This window comes from Catellatospora coxensis (assembly GCF_016862635.1).
GTDB classification, from domain to species: domain Bacteria; phylum Actinomycetota; class Actinomycetes; order Mycobacteriales; family Micromonosporaceae; genus Catellatospora; species Catellatospora coxensis.
In genome coordinates this window covers 1-17,501 of the sequence record NZ_BONI01000023.1, presented here as the reverse complement: position 1 = coordinate 17,501, position 17,501 = coordinate 1, and the positions used below count along the sequence as shown (strand labels likewise).

At 73.0% G+C, this 17,501-nt stretch carries 13 protein-coding genes; 4 read left to right on the top strand and 9 right to left on the bottom strand.

Translation table 11 applies throughout. The features are described from left to right. The first annotated feature begins 3 nt into the window (after window positions 1-3). The 3 genes from Cco03nite_RS15425 to Cco03nite_RS15415 are packed head-to-tail and all read left to right on the top strand — an operon-like array spanning window position 4 to window position 3,041. The gene (locus Cco03nite_RS15425) at window positions 4-1,353 is read left to right on the top strand and encodes a SagB family peptide dehydrogenase (RefSeq protein ID WP_203692777.1); all 1,350 of its coding nucleotides are present in this window, start codon (window positions 4-6) and stop codon (window positions 1,351-1,353) included. After that, complete coding sequence (locus Cco03nite_RS15420; protein ID WP_203692776.1) at window positions 1,354-1,965, top strand: flavoprotein; 612 nt, start codon at window positions 1,354-1,356, stop codon at window positions 1,963-1,965. Continuing rightward, window positions 1,962-3,041, top strand: a complete 1,080-nt coding sequence (locus Cco03nite_RS15415; protein ID WP_203692775.1) for a hypothetical protein — start codon at window positions 1,962-1,964, stop codon at window positions 3,039-3,041. Before Cco03nite_RS15420 ends, Cco03nite_RS15415 begins: the two co-directional genes overlap by 4 nt. Window positions 3,042-3,102: 61 nt before the next feature. Here Cco03nite_RS15415 and katG read toward each other — a convergent pair whose 3' ends face one another. From katG to Cco03nite_RS15370, 9 genes are all read right to left on the bottom strand, one after another. Further along, the gene (gene katG, locus Cco03nite_RS15410) at window positions 3,103-5,379 is read right to left on the bottom strand and encodes a catalase/peroxidase HPI (RefSeq protein ID WP_203692774.1); all 2,277 of its coding nucleotides are present in this window, start codon (window positions 5,377-5,379) and stop codon (window positions 3,103-3,105) included. A gap of 22 nt (window positions 5,380-5,401) precedes the next feature. Beyond that, a complete protein-coding gene (locus Cco03nite_RS15405) occupies window positions 5,402-5,827 on the bottom strand; it encodes a Fur family transcriptional regulator (protein ID WP_203692773.1) in 426 nt (141 codons plus the stop codon). A 150-nt stretch (window positions 5,828-5,977) separates the two neighbouring features. After that, window positions 5,978-7,075 (bottom strand): NAD(P)-dependent alcohol dehydrogenase, encoded by a 1,098-nt coding sequence (locus tag Cco03nite_RS15400; protein ID WP_203692772.1) that lies wholly within the window; start codon window positions 7,073-7,075, stop codon window positions 5,978-5,980. An 8-nt stretch (window positions 7,076-7,083) separates the two neighbouring features. Then, the gene (locus Cco03nite_RS15395) at window positions 7,084-7,875 is read right to left on the bottom strand and encodes an SDR family NAD(P)-dependent oxidoreductase (protein WP_203692771.1); all 792 of its coding nucleotides are present in this window, start codon (window positions 7,873-7,875) and stop codon (window positions 7,084-7,086) included. A 56-nt stretch (window positions 7,876-7,931) separates the two neighbouring features. Then, on the bottom strand, window positions 7,932-9,545 hold the full coding sequence (locus tag Cco03nite_RS15390) for an FAD-binding oxidoreductase (protein WP_203692770.1): 1,614 nt from the start codon (window positions 9,543-9,545) through the stop codon (window positions 7,932-7,934). Window positions 9,546-9,823: 278 nt separating this feature from the next. Beyond that, window positions 9,824-11,296: an MFS transporter gene (locus tag Cco03nite_RS15385; protein ID WP_203692769.1), complete on the bottom strand. Its 1,473-nt coding sequence runs from the start codon at window positions 11,294-11,296 to the stop codon at window positions 9,824-9,826. A 39-nt stretch (window positions 11,297-11,335) separates the two neighbouring features. Next, window positions 11,336-11,551, bottom strand: a complete 216-nt coding sequence (locus tag Cco03nite_RS15380; protein WP_239167398.1) for a ferredoxin — start codon at window positions 11,549-11,551, stop codon at window positions 11,336-11,338. After that, window positions 11,548-12,750 carry a cytochrome P450 gene (locus tag Cco03nite_RS15375; protein ID WP_203692768.1) on the bottom strand — a complete coding sequence of 401 codons (1,203 nt, stop codon included), beginning with the start codon at window positions 12,748-12,750 and terminating at the stop codon, window positions 11,548-11,550. The genes Cco03nite_RS15380 and Cco03nite_RS15375 overlap by 4 nt, the downstream gene beginning before the upstream one ends. A gap of 32 nt (window positions 12,751-12,782) precedes the next feature. After that, window positions 12,783-13,547 (bottom strand): SDR family NAD(P)-dependent oxidoreductase, encoded by a 765-nt coding sequence (locus Cco03nite_RS15370; protein ID WP_203692767.1) that lies wholly within the window; start codon window positions 13,545-13,547, stop codon window positions 12,783-12,785. 251 nt (window positions 13,548-13,798) lie between these two features. Here Cco03nite_RS15370 and Cco03nite_RS15365 point away from each other — a divergent pair. Next, the coding region (locus tag Cco03nite_RS15365) for a type I polyketide synthase (RefSeq protein WP_203692766.1) at window positions 13,799-17,501 on the top strand (3,703 nt) is incomplete at its 3' end.

The following is a 17,501-nucleotide window of genomic DNA, read 5'->3' as shown; positions in this document are numbered from 1 at the left end:
GTCATGCTCACGCTGCGCCTCGACGGCGCCCTGACCGTCGACAACGAGCCGCCCGCCGACCTGCTGATCACCGGCAAGGACCGCGATCCGGTGGCGCTGCACGACGCGGACGGGTCGGTGGCCGCCGTCCTGGGCGCGCTGCGGCGCCCGTCGACCTGGCAGCAGCTGCACGAGCAGGTGCCGCTCGGCGAAGGAAAGCTCGACGTGCTGATCCGGCGGCTGCTCGTCACCGGCGTCGTCACCCTGGGCTGCGCCGACGAGCACGGCGACGTGGCCACCGCCCGGTTCCGCTCCCGGCTCGCCGACGTCCGGCCCGACGCCGCGCCGGCCGGGGACCAGCTGGTTCAGCTTTCGCCGTACGCGCTGCTGCGGCGGCTCGACGACCGGGCCGTCGTCGAGTCGGCCCACGACGGAACCATCGTCGAGCTGCATCGCCCCGCGCTGGCGGCGGTGGTGGCGGGCCTGTGCGCGCCGGCCGTCGCGGCGGCGGCCGCCGGGCACGCCCCGGGTGGCGAGCAGTTGCTGCGGCTGCTGGCCGCGGTCGGCCTGGTGATCGCGCCCGGCCCGGAGACCGGACGTCCGCCGCACGCGGTGTGGACCCATACCCGCAGCCGGAACGGGCTGGTCGAACTGCGTACCGTCGCGCCGGGCGCGCTGGACGAACCACCCGCGGAGCCCGCCGCCGGCACCGACATCGCGCTGCCCGTGCCCGACCTCGCGGCCCTGCGCCGCACCGACCCGCCGCTGGCCGAGGTCATGGAGACCCGGCGCTCGGTGCGCCGGTTCGGCGGCACGCCGCTGACCCTGACCCAGCTGGGTGAGCTGCTGCACCGGGTGGCCCGGGTCCAGCAGCGGCTGCCCGCCGACCCCGCCGACGACCGTTCCTACGCCTTCACACTGCGGCCGGCACCGTCGGCGGGGGCGATGCACGAACTCGACCACTACCTCACGATCCGCGCCTGCGAAGGCTTGGCCCCCGGTGTCTACCGCTACCTGCCGGACCGGCACGCGCTCGCCGTCGTCAACCGCGACCCGGTGCCGCTGGTCCGGCTGATCAACGCCGCCTACCTGGCCCTCAACCGGGTGTCCGTCCCGCAGGTGCTGATCAGCCTCGCCGCCCGCGGCGACCGGACCACCCGCAAGTACGGCGACCTGGCGTACTCGCTGACGCTGCGCAACGCGGGCGTGGCACTGCAGTCGGTGTACCTGTGCGCCACCGCGATGGGCCTCGGCGCGTGCGCGGTCGGCAGCGGCGACGCCGCCGACTTCGCCGAGGCGACCGGCCTCGATCCGGCCGAGGTGTCCGCGGTGGCCGAGATCGTCGTCGGGTCCCTTCCCGGAGAGGATGTGTGAATGGACGACTCGACCCCCTCCGCCGAACCCCGGCTGCCACCGCTGGGTTTCCGGCGGCTGCTGGTGGTCGCCACCGGCTCGCTGCACGCCGCGTTCCTGGCCCGCGACCTCGCCTGGCTGCGCATGGCCTACCCGCAGCTGGAGGCCCAGGTCGTGTTGACCCGGTCGGCGCTGCAGTTCCTGACCCCGACCGCGGTCGGCGCGATCACGGGCCGGGCCGCCCAGGTCGACGAGTGGGCCGGGCCGGTCGCCGAAGCCGTGCACGTCACCTGGCAGCAGTGGGCGCAGGCCGTGCTGGTGTATCCGGCGAGCCTGAACTACCTCGCGCGGCTGGCGGTGGGCCTGGCCGACTCGCCCAGCCTGCTGGCGATCCAGTGCAGCGCGGCTCCGGTCGTGGTGGCCCCGGCGCTGCCGCCAGGCGGCTGGGACAGCCCGGTCACCGCCGCGCACGTGGCGGCGCTGGCGCAGCGGCCCACGGTCACCGTGCTGCCGCCGGTGCCGGTGCGCAGTTTCACCACCGGCCGCGACGACGCGTACGGGCCGCCACCGTTCACCGCCGCGCTGGGCACCGTCGAACTGCTGCGCCACCGACTCCAGGGGGAGACCGCATGAGCACCGCCCCGCGAGTGCTGTTCCTGGCCCGCGGCCACGGTTTCGGGCATGCCGCCCGGGACCTGCGCATCATCCGGGCGATGCGCGCGCAGCGGCCCGAGGTCGCGATCACGGTGATGGCGTCCGGCAGCGCCGCGGTCTACCTCGACCTCTACGGCGAGACCTGCATCGACATGGGAATCGGCGACCACGAGGACATGACCCCGGCGGCCGGTGCCCGGGTCTGGGAGCTGATGGGCGAGCACGACCCGTTCGACCTGGTGATCGCCGACGAGGTGGTGTGGTCGTTGGTGTTCTGCGTGAAGAAGTGGCGGCGTCGCGCGATCCTGCTGACCGACTGGTTCTACTCGGAGCTGGGCGCGCCGGAGTCCGATCCGATCCTGGACCAGGCCGGTGAGATCCTGCTGCTGGACTTCGCGGTCGCGCACCCCGGCCCGTTCGGCGTCACCCGGCCGATCCAGGCGTTCGGCCCGGTGGTCGAGGACTTCCGGATCGGGCGGGCGGCGGCGCGGGCCGCACTCGGCGCGGCGGAGTCCGAGACGGTCGTCGTGCTCACCATCGGGGGCATGACCCGGATGGTCGACAACGCGGCGATCGCCGAGCTGACCGTACGCACCTGGCTGGAGCACTCGCCGCCCGGCAATCGGCTGTTCGTGCTGACCGAGCCGTTCTGCGCGGTGCCCGCCGCGCGGGCCGCCGACGTCGTCTGGGCCGGGTTCACGGCCGAGCCGGAGAAGTACTACGCCGCGGCCGATCTGGTGGTCACCAACGCCAACGGCACCGTCACCTGCGACCTGGTGTGGAACCGGATCCCGGTGCTGGCCATGACCCACCCGGCGGTGTCCTACCCGGACTCGTTCGGGCTGCGCGTCAAGGCGATGAGCGAGGCCGGCATGACCGTCCACGGCGAGGCCACGGTGTCGACCGCCGAGCAGTGGCGGCTGATGGATCAGGCGAGACGCGGCGGCTGCCGGCCCGATCCGGCGTTCGAATGGACCACCGGCGAGCAGGTTGCCCGCCACCTGCTCGCCAGGCTCGACTACATGACGGCCAAAGCGGAGCCCGCGGCCCGGTGACCGGCGAACGCGGCCCGGCCGATCACCACGGATCGGCCGGGCCGCGTTCGCCTGGCGGCGATCAGTTCAAGTCGAAGCGGTCCAGTTCCATGACCTTGGTCCAGGCCGCGACGAAGTCACGCACGAACTTCTCCCGGGCGTCCTGGCTGGCGTACACCTCGGCGACCGCCCGCAGCTGCGAGTTCGAGCCGAAGATGAGGTCGACCGCGGTGGCGGTCCACTTGACCTGGTCCGTGGCCACGTCGCGGACCTCGTACACGTGCTCGCCCGTCTCCGCCGCCTTCCACCGGGTGCCGGGCGAGAGCAGGTTGACGAAGAAGTCGTTGCTGAGCACGCCCGGCCGGTCGGTGAACACGCCGTGCTTGGCGCCACCGGTGTTGGCCCCGAGCGAGCGCAGGCCGCCGACCAGGACGGTCATCTCCGGCGCGGTCAGGTTGAGCATGTAGGCGCGGTCGACGAGCAGCACCTCCGGCAGCTGCTTCTCGCCGGGCCGCAGGTAGTTGCGGAACCCGTCGGCCTGCGGCTCCAGGACGCTGAACGACTCGACGTCGGTCTGGTCCTGGGTGGCGTCGGTGCGGCCCGGCCGGAACGGCACCGTCACCGTGAACCCGCCGTCGCGCGCCGCCTTCTCCACGGCGGCCGAGCCGGCCAGCACGATCAGGTCGGCGAGCGAGATCTTCGCGCCGCCGGCGGCGTTGAAGTCGCGCTGGATGCCCTCCAGGGTCTGCAGGACCGAGGCGAGCTGCGCGGGTTGGTTCACGTCCCAGCCGCGCTGCGGCTCCAGGCGCAGCCGCGCGCCGTTGGCCCCGCCGCGCCGGTCGGTGTACCGGAAGCTGGCGGCGGCGGCCCAGGCGGTGGCGACCAGCTGGTCGACCGGGATGCCGGAGTCCAGGACCTTCGCCTTGAGCGCGGCGATGTCGGCGTCACCGACGAGCTGGTGGTCGACGGCCGGGACCGGGTCCTGCCAGAGCTGCGCCTCGGGGACCCAGGGCCCGAGGTAGCGGCTGACCGGGCCCATGTCGCGGTGCAGCAACTTGTACCAGGCCTTGGCGAAGGCGAGCGCGAACTCGTCGGGGTTGGCCAGGAAGCGGCGCGAGATCTTCTCGTACGCCGGGTCGACGCGCAGCGACAGGTCGGTGGTGAGCATCGTCGGCTTGTGCTTCTTCGCGCCGTCGTACGCGTCGGGAATGATCGCCTCGCCGTCCTTGGCGACCCACTGCTTGGCCCCGCCGGGGCTGGTGGTCAGCTCCCACTCGTTGCCGAAGAGGATCTCGAAGAAGCGGTTGCTCCACTGCGTGGGCCGGTCGGTCCAGGTCACCTCCAGACCGCTGGTGATCGTGTCGGCGCCCTTGCCGCTGCCGTTGCTGCTCAGCCAGCCCAGGCCCTGCGCCTCCAGCGGGGCGCCCTCCGGCTCCGGGCCGACGTGGTCACCGGCGACGGCCGCGCCGTGGGTCTTGCCGAAGGTGTGGCCGCCGGCGATGAGGGCGACGGTCTCCTCGTCGTTCATCGCCATCCGGGCGAACGTCTCGCGGATGAAGTGCGCCGCCGCGGCCGGGTTCGCGTTGCCGTTGGGGCCCTCCGGGTTGACGTAGATGAGGCCCATCTCGGTCGCGCCGACACCGGCGGCCATCTCCTTCTCGGAGACGTAGCGCTCGTCGCCCAGCCAGGCGTCCTCGGGGCCCCAGAAGATCTCCTCGGGCTCCCAGACGTCCTCGCGGCCGAAGCCGAAGCCGAAGGTCTTGAAGCCCATCGACTCCAGGGCCACGTTGCCGGCGAGCACGAGCAGGTCGGCCCAGGAGACCTGCTGGCCGTACTTCTGCTTGACCGGCCACAGCAGCCGCCGGGCCTTGTCCAGGTTGGCGTTGTCCGGCCAGCTGTTGAGCGGGGCGAAGCGCTGCCCGCCGTCGCCCGCGCCGCCGCGCCCGTCGTGGATGCGGTAGGTGCCGGCGGCGTGCCAGCTCAACCGGATCATCAGCCCGCCGTAGTGGCCGAAGTCGGCCGGCCACCAGTCCTGCGAGGTGGTGAGGACCTCGGTGATGTCGCGCTTGAGCGCCTCGACGTCGAGCTTGCCGAACGCCGCGGCGTAGCTGAAGTCCTCGTCCAGCGGGTTGCCCTTGGCCGAGTGGGCGTGCAGCACCGACAGGTCGAGCTGGTTGGGCCACCAGTCGCGGTTGGTGCGCGGGCGGCCCCCGGTCTTCGGGGTCGGCGACGGGATCGCCGGGTTCTCGCTCTCGCTGCCGTGCGCGGTCACCGAGTCGTGCGCGACCGGGCAGCCGGCCGCCGTCTTCTCCGCCACGCCCTGCGCACTGGCAGGCATGTTTTCCTGGGTGTCGCTCATCTGCTTCCTCCGAACTGGCCGATCACTGGGAACTGTGTTCGGTCGCGCAGCCGGGGCAGACGCCCCAGTACACGACCTCCGCCTCGTCGACCACGAAGCCGTGGTCGTCCGACGCGGTGAGACAGGGGGCTTCGCCGACCGCGCAGTCGACGTCGGCGATGGCGCCGCAGGAGCGGCACACGACGTGGTGGTGGTTGTCGCCGACGCGCGACTCGTAGCGGGCGACCGCGCCGGCCGGCTGGATGCGCCGCACCAGGCCGGCTTCGGTGAGCGCGCGCAGGACGTCGTACACGGTCTGGTGGGAGACCGCGGGATGCTCGGCGCGGACCAGGGCGATCACCGTCTCGGTGTCGACGTGCGGGTGCTCGCCGAGCACGGCGAGCACGGCGAGCCGGGGCTTGGTCACCCGCAGGGAGACCGCCCGCAGCTGCGCCTCGAAGCCTGTCACCTACCCAATAATGCCATAATCTGGACCGATTCAAGTTAACTTCGGAGTTTGCGGGTGATGTCGCGCTGATTCAGTGCGCTTCACAGCATTTTTACGGCACCGGGGCGGGGCACCCGGTGCCGGACACGCTGGGGACGGCGAACTTCGCGTTCAGTGCGTGAGCACCGGCTTGACCACGCGACCCGCCGCGGCGTCGGCGGCGGCCTCGTTGACCTGCGCGAGGCCGTACCGGGTGATCAGCTTGTCGAGGGGGAAGCGGCCCGCCAGGAACAGGTCGACCAGCTGCGGGATGAGGATGCCGGGCACGCTGTCGCCCTCCACCACGCCGGTGACCGTGCGGCCGAACAGCCGCGAGATGTCCAGCGACACCTCCCGCCCGGTGCCCGCCGAGCCGACGACCGCGGCGCTGCCGCCGACGTTGAGCACGTCGACGGCGCTGCGCACCGTCTGCGGCAGCCCCACCGCGTCCACGGCGTGGTCCACCCCGCCGCCGGTCGCCTCGGTGATCTGCTTGACGACGTCGTCGTCCGCGGCGTCGTACCCGGCGGTCGCGCCGAGCTCGGCGGCCAGCGCGAGTCGGCCGGGGTGCAGGTCGACGACGACGATGTCCCGGCAGCCCGCGACGGCCGCGGCCATCACCGCGGCCAGGCCGACCGCGCCCGCGCCGAAGACCGCGATGCTGCTCGCCGGCCGCGGCTCGAGCACGTTGAACACCGCTCCCGCGCCCGTCTGCAGGCCGCAGCCCAGCGGCCCGAGCAGGTCCAGCGGCGCGTCCGGGCGCACCCGCACGACGCTGCGCTCATCGGCGACGACCAGGCCGCTGAACGAGGACTGCCCGAAGAAGTGGCCGCCGAGTTCCGTGCCGTCCGCGCCGCGGTAGGCGGTGCTGCCGTCCGGGCGGCGGCCACGCAGGTTGAGGCCGAGGAAGGTCCGGCACTGCATGGGGTGCGCGCCGAGGCAGTTGACGCAGCGCCCGCAGCTCGCCGGGGCGAGCACGACCGGGTCGCCGACCGCCACCGAGCGCACGCCCGCGCCGACGGCCTCGACCACGCCGCTGCCCTCGTGGCCGAGCACCGCGGGCGGTCCGGGCGGCAGGACCTGGTCGCGGGCCAGCAGGTCGGTGTGGCACAGGCCGGTGGCGACGACCCGGACCAGCACCTCGGTGGGCCGCGGCGGCTCGATCAGGACGTCCTCGATCTCGAACGGGCCGCCTTCGGCCCGCAGCACGGCGGCACGGCTGCTCGGCATGGTCTCTCCTAACTGTGGTCGGTGACCAGGACGCCGTCGCGGTAGCGCAACCGGTGCGCGCCCGGCACGGGCAGGTCGGGGAACGGGAACGGGGCGACGTCGCGGTCGGCCATGACCAGCCACGCCTCGCCGGTGCCGCGGGCGGCCAGCACCGCCTCCAGTGCGTCGGCGACCAGCGCGGGATCGGCGACGGGCACCCCCGCGGCGCGGATCGCCTCCTGCCGGGCGGCGATCATCGGGGTGTCGACCAGGCCGGGGCACAGCGCGTTGACGGTGACGCCGTCCGCGGCGAGCACCGGGGCCAGCGAGCGGACCAGGCCGATCACGGCGCTCTTGGTCGCGGAGTAGAGCACCTCGATGGAGGGGCGCAGCGCGGCGGCGCTGGCCGTCACGACGACCGCGCCGGCGGTGGCGCGCAGGTGCGGCAGGGCCGCCTGGACGCCGAAGACCACCGAGTCCAGATTGGTGGCGACGATGTGGCGGTAGCGGTCGACGTCGAAGCCGTCGCCGGGGGCGGTGCCGCCGATGATCCCGGCGTTGAGGTGCACGACGTCGAGCCGGCCGAACCGGGCCGCGGCCGTGTCGAACAGCGCGGTGTTGTCGGCGAGCCGGGTGACGTCGGCGGCGACGAACTCACCGCCGATCCGGGCGGCGACGGCGCTGCCGCGTTCGGTGTCGATGTCGGCGACGACGACGTGCGCGCCGCCGCGGGCGAGGCGTGACGCGCAGGCGGCGCCGATGCCGCCCGCGCCGCCGGTCACGACGGCGACCTTGCCGTGGTAGGGGCCGTGTTCGGTCATCGGCACTCCGTTCGGGACGGGGGTGGCGCGGCGGAGCACCGCCGCGCCACCGTCGATCAGCGGATGCTCAGGGTGTGCTGGAACACCCCGCACGGGTCGTACTTCGCCTTGACTCGCCGCAGCCGGGGCAGGTTCGCGCCGTAGTACAGCTCCAGCGCGCCGACCCCGCTGGAGTTGTGCGCCGGGTCGACCAGGTCCACGTCCGGCCAGTTGATGTAGCAGCCCTCGTTGGCGTCGCTCGGCGCGGGCACGCCGCCGGTCGAGGCGTACAGGTCGCGGAAGAACGACCGGTTCCAGTCGAGGTGGCGCTGGTCGTCGGCGGGCACGTCCCAGCAGCTGAACACCGAGCCGAGCATGATCGAGCGGCGGTGTGCCGTCGCCGTGGCGTTCGGGGCCAGGGCGTTGATCCGGCCGCCGTACGAGGCGATGGTGAACACCGACGCCTTGTGCGCGTAGTCGGCGCGGGTCAGGTGGTGGTACGCGATGTCGATCTGCTCGTCGGTGTAGCGCTTCTTGAGCAGGCCGCCCTTGGTCTTCGAGCGCGGCGGGCCGAGGATGCCCATGGACACGGCGGTGTCCGGGGCGGAGACGGTCGGCTGCAGCCACGGCTGCACCGGCGTCTTCACGATCAGCGGCGCGGGGCCGACGCCCACGCCGAGCGCGGCGAGGAAGCTGTCCAGCAGCGTGACCTGGCTGGGCACGCTCGGGTCGACCTGGCCCGAGATCAGGATCTTCCCGCTCTCGATGCGTGGGGCGATCATCGACGCGTACAGGGCCGCGCCCGCGGAGCCCGCGGCGCTGTTCTGCTCGTGCCAGGCGCCGAAGTTGGCGCACAGCCGGCGGAACGCGTCGGCGGTCATGTCGGACCAGTTCCAGATCGCCCGGCCGACCAGGTAGCCGCCCGGGGCCTTCGGCAGCAGCTGGGTGGGGTTGGTGGACCGCACCCCCGGCTGGCGCAGCCAGAACTTGGTGACCACCCCGAAATTGCCGCCACCGCCGCCGGTGTGCGCCCACCACAGGTCGTAGTTGGGGTCGGCGGGGTTGTCGGTGGCCACGATCGCCCGCACGACGCCCGACGCGTCGACGGTCACCACCTCGACGGCGACGACCAGGTCGGCGACCAGGCCGTACTGCCGCGACAGCGGGCCCACGCCGCCGCCGACGAAGTGGCCGCCCGCGCCGACGGCCGGGCACACGCCGCCGGGGATGGTGACACCCCAGCCGTAGTAGAGCGTGCGGTAGATCTGGCCCAGGGTCGCGCCGGGCTCGATGGTGAACGCGTTGCGCACCGGGTCGAACGCGATGTCGCGCATCTCGGTGAAGTCGATGACAATCTTGACGGCGGGGTCGTCGACCAGGCCGTCGAGGCCGTGCCCGCCCGAGCGCACGCCGATGCGCTTGCCGCCGCGCACCGCTTCGCGGACCGCCTGCACCACGTGCTCGGTGCTGCCGACGATGCGGACGGCCTCCGGCGTGCCGACGAAGCGCTTGTTGTAGCCGCGCAGCTGCGTGTCCGGGTAACGCGGGTCGGTCGGTGTGATCGTGGTCAGCCCCGGCGGGAGCTCGCCCGGGTCGTGCGCGGCCGCCGGCGCGGCGACGACGCCGGTGGCGAGGCCGGCGGCGGCGGAACCCGCTCCGGCGATGAGCATTCTTCGGCTGAGCCTGGACATGCGTGAGTCCTTCGAGGGGTCGAGGGAATGGTCGTGGCGCATACTTTTCCGAACGTTTCTCCTAATGCGATGGAGAGGCGTATGCGCCAAGGCGAGGATCACGCATTGTCACGGTCGAGTCGACCCCTAACAAACCCCTATGGGGACTCATTTCCCGTGCTTATCATCGCTCGGTGACCGGCGGCTTGCGGAATGCTGTCGCGGTGGTGTGCTAAGAGGCCCCCGGAATGGTTCCTGTCGGTAATCGAACAATTCCGGGGGCCCGATGCGGATGGCGGTCAGCCCGCCGCGGCCTCCTTCTTGCGCCGGGGGTCGATGACGATGAGCAGCCGGGCGGCGAGCGCGCCGAGCAGGGCCACCCCGCCCGCGACCGCGCACGCCACGGCCAGCCCGTGCACCATCGCGGCGGCCTCCGGGTCGGCTCCGGTCGGGTTGCTGAGCAGGTAACCCGCGGCGGCCACGGTGGACACGGTGTTCAGCAGCGCGGTGCCGATCGAGCCGCCGATCTGCTGCGAGGTGCTGACCACGGCCGAGACGATGCCGGCGTCGCGGGTGTCCGCGGCCGACATCGCGGTGCTGAAGATCGGCACGGCGATGTTGCCGACGCCGATGCCGAACAGCAGCAGCGCCGGGAGGATGTCCACCAGGTACGTCGACTCCGGCGTGAGGCGCGTCAGCAGCAGCAGGCCGACCGCGGACACGACCAGCCCCGCCGAGATCATCATGCCGGGGCGCACCCGCAGCAGCAGCTTCGGCGCCACCTGCGTGGAGTAGATCGCGGCGGTGACGATGTAGGCCAGGAAGGCCAGGCCCGCCTGGATCGGCTTGTACCCCATGACCGACTGCAACTGGTAGGTCATGCCGAGGAACATGCCGAGCATGCAGAACGCGGAGACGGCCATGGCCAGGAACGCCCCGCCGCTGTTGCGGTTGGTCAGCACCCGCAGCGGCAGCAGCGGCGCGCTCACCTTCGACTCCACCACCGCGAACGTCGCCAGCAGCAGCGCTCCCAGCAGCAGCGCGCCGATGATCACCGGTGACGACCAGCCCAGGTTGGCCGCCTCGCCCAGGCCGTAGATCAGCGACAGCAGGCCGAGGGTGCCCAGCACCGCGCCCGGGACGTCGAGCTTGGCGTCGTGCCGGCCGTCCGTGCCCGGCACGGTCAGCCAGCCGCCGATCAGGATGACGGCCGCGATGGGCAGGTTCACGTACAGGCACCAGCGCCAGTCCAGCAGCGTGGTCAGCGCGCCGCCGAGCACCAGGCCGGTCGCGCCGCCCGACATCGAGGTCGCGGTGAAGATGCCGAACGCCCTGGCCCGCTCCTTCGGGTCCAGGAACGTCAGGCTGATCAGCGACAGCGTCGCCGGGGCGATCAGCGCCGCGAACACGCCCTGCAGCGCCCGCGCCGCCAGCAGCGTCTCGGCGCTGCCGGCCGCCCCGCCCAGCGCCGAGGCCAGCGCGAACCCGGCCACGCCGATGATCAGGGAGCGACGGCGTCCGATGTGGTCGCCGATCCGGCCGCCGAGCAGCAGCAGCCCGCCGAAGGTCAGCGCGTACGCGGTGACCGCCCACTGCCGGGTGACGTCGGTCAGGCCGACGTCCTGCTGAGCGGAGGGCAGCGCCACCGCGACGATGGTCGAGTCCAGGGTGACCATCAGCTGGGCCAGCGAGATCACCGCCAGGCCGGTCCAGCGGCTCGACGGGCCGCGCCCGGCCTGTTCCGGGCTGGTCACCGCGTCGGTTGTCGTCATGTTTCTCTTCCTCGAGTCCGGGACGGGAGCGCGCTGCGGTCAGCCGCGCTCGGTGAAGGCGATGGCCGACGCGGGGCACAGGTACGCCGCCTCGTCGAGCAGCGCGCGGTGGCTCTCGTCGACCTCCGCGACCAGCACCACGACGGTGCCGCCGTCGTCCTGGTCGAACACGTCGGGCGCGGTCCGCACGCACTGCCCGGCCCCGACGCACCGGGTCGCGTCGCCGCTGGGCAGCAGCGTCTTCGCGCCGCTCACCAGGTCACCGGCAGCTCGGCGAGCCCGAAGACCAGGCCCTGGCGCACCGCGATCTGCTCCATCGGCACCGCCAGGCGCAGCGTGGGAATGCGGGTGAACAGCGCCCGCAGCGCGATCTCGACCTCGACCCGGGCCAGGTTCTGCCCGATGCACTGGTGGATGCCGAAGCCGAAGGTCAGGTGGTTGCGTACGGTGCGCCGCACGTCCAGCTCGTTGGGTCGCTCGAACTGGGCCTCGTCCCGGTTGGCCCCCGGGTTGAGGAAGATCAGCCCGTCGCCGTCGGCGATGGTCAGGTCGCCCAGCTGGATGTCGGCGGTGGCGACCCGGGACAGGCCGCCCGTGATGGCCAGGAAGCGCAGCAGCTCCTCGACCGCGTTCGGCCACAGCGACGGGTCGTCGAGCAGCAGCGCCAGCTGGTCCGGGTGCTCCAGCAGGGTCAGCACGCTCAGCGCGATGGTGTTCGCCGTGGTCTCCTGCCCGGCGATCACCAGCACCAGCGCGTACTTGACCAGCTCGTCGCGCTCCAGCTCACCGGCGAGGACCTTGCCGACCAGGTCGTCGAGCAGGCCGTCGCCCGGGTCGGTCTCCTTGGCCCGCAGCAGCCGCGACAGGTAGTCGGTAAGGTCGGCCAGCGCGTCCACCACCTGCGCCGGGTCGAAGCGGCGGTAGGTGAGGTCCTCGAAGTACTCCCGGTCGGCGAACGGGACGCCGAGCAGCTGCGACAGCACCATCGCCACGGCGGGTTTGGTGTACTCCTCGACCAGGTCGACGACCGGGCCCTTGGCCGTGATCGCGTCGAGGCGGTCCGCGCAGATCTGCTCGATGCGCGGGCGCAGCACGCCGATCTTCTTCAGGGTGAAGCTCGGCAGGATGTCGCGGCGCTGCCGGGTGTGCTCCGGCGGGTCCGTGCGGATCAGGGCCCCGATCGCGGGCGTACGCGAACTCTGCAGCTGCGTCAGCGCCGGGATCGGCATCGGGAAGTTCGGGTGGAACCGGTCCACCGACATGTGCGGGCTGGACAGCAGCTCACGGGTCTCCAGGTGGCCGGTGACCGCCCACACCGGACGGCCGTCGAACTGGCGCACCCGGGTCACCGGCCCGATCGCCCGCAGGTCCTCGTACGCCGCCGGGGGGTGGTACGGGCACTCGCGGGTCATCGGCAGCTCGGGCAGGTCCCCGGCCCCGTTCTCGTCGTTCATGGCGAATCCGCCCTCCAGGGCAAGCAGTGGGTTCAGGGTGCGGGGGTGAGGAAGTGGCCGTCGACCCGGACCACCTGGCCGGTGATGTTGGAGTTCGCGGCCGAGCACAGGAACGCGATCGTGTTGGCCACGTCCTGCGCGGAGGTGGTGCGCTTGGTCGCGGCGGCGGCCGACGCGTACTGGATCAGCGACTGCGGCTGGCCGTCGGCCGGGATGAAACCGGGCACCACCACGTTGGTGTAGATGCCCGCGCGGGCCAGCTCCCGCGACATGACCTTGGTCAGGCCGTGCAGACCGGACTTCGCGGCCGCGTACGGCGCCCGCCCCGGGAAGCCGTCCTCGGCGAACGTGGACGACACGTGCACGATGCGGCCCCAGCCCGCGGCCCGCATGTGCCCGACCACCGCCCGGCTGAGCAGGTAGGGACCGGCGAGGTTGCTGGTCAGCGAGTCGGTGAAGCGCTGCGGCGGGGCGTGCTCGAACAGCTCGCCGTGCGCCGGGAACGGCGGCAGCGCCACCGCGTTGTTGACCAGGATGTGCACCGCGCCCCAGCGCCCGGCCGCGGTGTCGACCGCCGCCTGGATCGAGCCGGGGTCGGCCAGGTCCAGGCGCGTCGCCAGGGCCTCGGCGCCCGCGCGTTCGGCCTGTTCGAGCAGCTCCTTGGTGCCGTTCGGGTTGCTGTGGTACGTGCCGAGCACGCGCGCGCCGGCGGCCGCCAGGGCCAGGGCGGTGGCGCGGCCGACGCCCGAGCTGGCGCCGGTGACGACGGCCACCTTGTTCTTCAGGCCAAGGTCCATGACGTGACGCTCCGGAGGATGTGGACGGCTGCAGGTGGCCGCCCGCGGCGGAATATCGCGCCCACGGCACATCACCGGGGACGGGAATGAGATATCCGGGAGCGTAACAACGCACACCCCTATGCGCATTAGGGGATTTGTAGGGGTTGTCCTCGCGGGCGTTTCGCCGCCAGCCTATTGCCATTGCTGTGTCTCAATAGACATTTCGTTGTCACGGGTTCGGCGGCGCTGTTCATGGTGGGGCGGGGAGAATGACTCATACTGTTGATCCCGACGCGGGGGACGCGCACTCGATCGCAGTGGTGGGCATGTCGGTCCGGCTGCCGGGCGTCGCGTCCGGACGCGATTTCTGGCGGCTGCTGCGCACCGGCGGGCAGACCGTCACCGAGGTCCCGGCCGACCGCTGGGACGCGGCGGCGGCATACGATCCCGACCCGTCGTCACCCGGCCGGATGACCTCGAAATGGGGATCCTTCCTGGACGGCGTCGACCGGTTCGACGCGGCGTTCTTCCACATCTCGCCCCGCGAGGCCGCGGCGATGGACCCGCAGCAGCGCCTCGTGCTCGAACTCGGGTGGGAGGCGCTGGAGGACGCGGGCGTGCTGCCCGCCTCGGTGCGCGGCAGCCGAATGGCCGTGTTCGTCGGCTCGATCTGGGACGACTACGCCCGGCTCGTCTACCGCGACGGCGTGCCCACCGCCTCCCAGCACACCGCCCCCGGCGTGCAGCGCAGCGTGCTGTCCAGCCGGCTGTCGCACTTCCTCGGCGTGCACGGCCCCAGCCTCACCGTGGACAGCGGACAGTCCTCGTCGCTGGTCGCCGTGCACCTGGCCTGCGAGAGCCTGCGTCGCGGCGAGTCCGACACGGCCATCGCGGGCGGCGTGAACCTGAGCCTGCTGCCCGAGACCTCGATCATCTCCAGCAAGTGGGGCGGGCTGTCGCCCGACGGCCGCTGCCACACCTTCGACGCCCGCGCCAACGGCTACGTGCGCGGTGAGGGCGGCGGCGCGGTGCTGCTCAAGCCCCTGGCCGCGGCGCTGGCCGACGGCGACACGATCTACTGCGTCATCCGCGGCGGGGCGGTCAACAACGGCGTCGGCGAGACGCTGACCACCCCCAGCGCCGACGGGCAGCGCGCGGTGCTCCGCGACGCGTACGCCGCGGCCGGTGTCGACCCCGCCCGGGTCCAGTACGTCGAGCTGCACGGCACCGGCACCCGGGTCGGCGACCCGATCGAGGCCGCCGCGCTCGGCGCGGTCCTCGGCGCGGACCGCGACCCGAGCCGGCCGCTGCTCGTCGGCTCGGTCAAGACGAACGTCGGACACCTGGAGGGCGCGGCGGGCGTGACCGGCCTGATCAAGGCCGCGCTCGCGCTGTACCACCGGGAGATCCCGGCCAGCCTGAACTACGAGACCCCCAACCCGGCGATCCCGCTCGACGAGCTGCGCCTGTCCGTCGCCCGCGAGCTGACGGACTGGCCCCGGCCCGATGACACGCTGCTGGCCGGGGTCAGCGGCTTCGGCATGGGCGGCACGAACTGCCACCTCGTGCTCAGCGAGCCGCCCGCGCTCCCGGCTGCGGCTCCGGCCGCGCAGTCGCCGGTAGGTCTGTGGCCACTGTCCGCACGCACCGCTCCCGGCCTGCGGGATCAGGCCCGTGCGCTGGCTGAGCTCGCACCTGAGGGCGTCGCCGACGTCGGCTGGTCGCTCGCCGCCACGCGTACCGCGTTCGAGCACCGGGCCGTCGTCGTCGGCGCGGGCCCTGAGGAACTGCACGCCGGGCTGGCGGCGCTGGCCGCGGGCACCCCTGCCGGGCAGGTCCACACCGGCCAGGCCGCCGACGGCAGGCTCGCCGTCCTGTTCACCGGCCAGGGCGCGCAGCGGATCGGCATGGGCCTGCAGCTGTACGCGGCGTACCCGGCGTACGCCGCCGCGTTCGACGCCGCCTGCGCCGCCCTCGACCCGCACCTGCCCCGGCCGCTGCGCTCGGTGATCGAGTCCGGCGGCGGGCTCGACGACACCGGCTACACCCAGCCGGCCCTGTTCGCCGTCGAGGTCGCGCTGTACCGCCTCGTCGAGTCCTGGGGCGTCGTGCCCGCGCTGGTGAGCGGGCACTCCATCGGCGAGATCACCGCCGCGCACGTGGCCGGGGTGCTGTCCCTGGCCGACGCCGCGACCCTCGTCGCCGCCCGAGGCCGGCTCATGCAGGCGCTGCCCGTCGGTGGCGCGATGGCCGCCGTCCAGGCCACCGAGGCCGAGGTCCGCGAGCTGCCGGCCGACGCCGGGCCGATCGCCGTCGCCGCCGTCAACGGGCCTCGCGCCGTCGTGCTTTCCGGAGCCGAGGAGCAGGTCGAAGCCGCTTGCCGTGTGCTGCGCGACCGCGGCCGCAAGACCCGCCGCCTCACCGTCAGCCACGCCTTCCACTCGCCGCTGATGGACCCGATGCTGGACGGGTTCCGGGACATCGTGGCCGGGCTGGCCTTCGCCGCGCCGCGGATCCCGCTGGTCTCCACGGTCACCGGCGGTCTCGCCTCCGCCGCGGAGCTGTCCGACCCGGACTACTGGACCGGCCAGGTGCGCCAGGCGGTCCGGTTCGCCGACGCCGTCCGCACGCTGGTCGGCGAAGGAGCGGACACGCTGCTCGAATGCGGCCCCGACGGGGTGCTCGCCGCGATGGCCGCCGACTGCCTGCCCGACGGCTCCGACGCGGTCGCGATCCCGGTCCTGCGCGCCGGACGCGACGAGCCCGTGAGCGTGGCCACCGCCCTCGCCCGGCTGCACGTGCGCGGCGTCGAGCTCGACTGGGACCGGATCTATCCCGGGGCCCGCCGGGTCCCGCTGCCCACCTACGCCTTCCAGCGCGAGCGCCACTGGCTCGACACCGTCACCGCACCGGTTCAGGGGCCGACGCCGACCATCGGACCGGATTCGCGGTCGGTGACGACTGCCGCGCCGAGTTCGCTGGAAGGGCCGAGCGGCGCAGCGCACCCCGCGCAGGTGCCGACTGCTGCGGCACCGGTCCCGGACAGGGCCGTGCCTCGTGCAGCTGCTCGTGACCGCGCGGCGGTCACCGGCCTGGTCCTCGCGCATGTGGCGGCGGTGCTGGGGCACGCCGACGCGACCACGGTCCCGCTGCGGGCTCCGTTCAAGGAACTCGGGTTCGACTCGCTCGGCACCGTCGAGCTGCGCGACGCCCTGGCCGCCGCCGTCGGGCGGCCGCTGCCCGGCAGCCTGCTGTTCGACTACCCGACCGTCCAAGCGCTGATCGACTTCCTGGTCGACGGTGCGGCAGACGTCGAACCCGGGTTCGCCGACGCGTCGGACGAGCCTGTCGCGATCGTCGGCATGGCCTGCCGGCTGCCCGGTGGCGTCACCTCGGCCGACGAACTGTGGCAGCTCGTGTACACCGGAACCGACGCGGTCTCCGAGTTCCCGCAGGGCCGGGGCTGGGACCTCGACGCGCTGTTCGACCCCGACCCGGCGGCCACCGGCACCGTGCACACCCGGCAGGGCGGCTTCCTGCACGACGCCGACCGGTTCGACGCCGGGTTCTTCGGGATCTCGCCACGCGAGGCGCTGGCCATGGACCCGCAGCAGCGGCTGCTGCTGGAGACCGCCTGGGAGACGATCGAGCAGGCCGGCATCGACCCCACCACGCTGCACGGCGACGCGGTCGGGGTGTTCGTCGGCGCGTCACCGCTGGACTACGGGCCGCGGATGCACGACGCGGCCGAGTCCGTGGAGGGTTACGTGCTCACCGGCGCGACCCCGAGCATCCTGTCCGGGCGTATCGCGTACCAGCTGGGGCTGGTCGGCCCGGCGCTGACCGTGGACACCGCGTGCTCGTCCTCGCTGGTGGCGCTGCACCTCGCGGTCCAGGCGGTCCGCCGCGGCGAGTGCTCGATGGCGCTGGCCGGCGGTGCCGCCGTCATGTCCACCCCCGGCATGTTCCTGG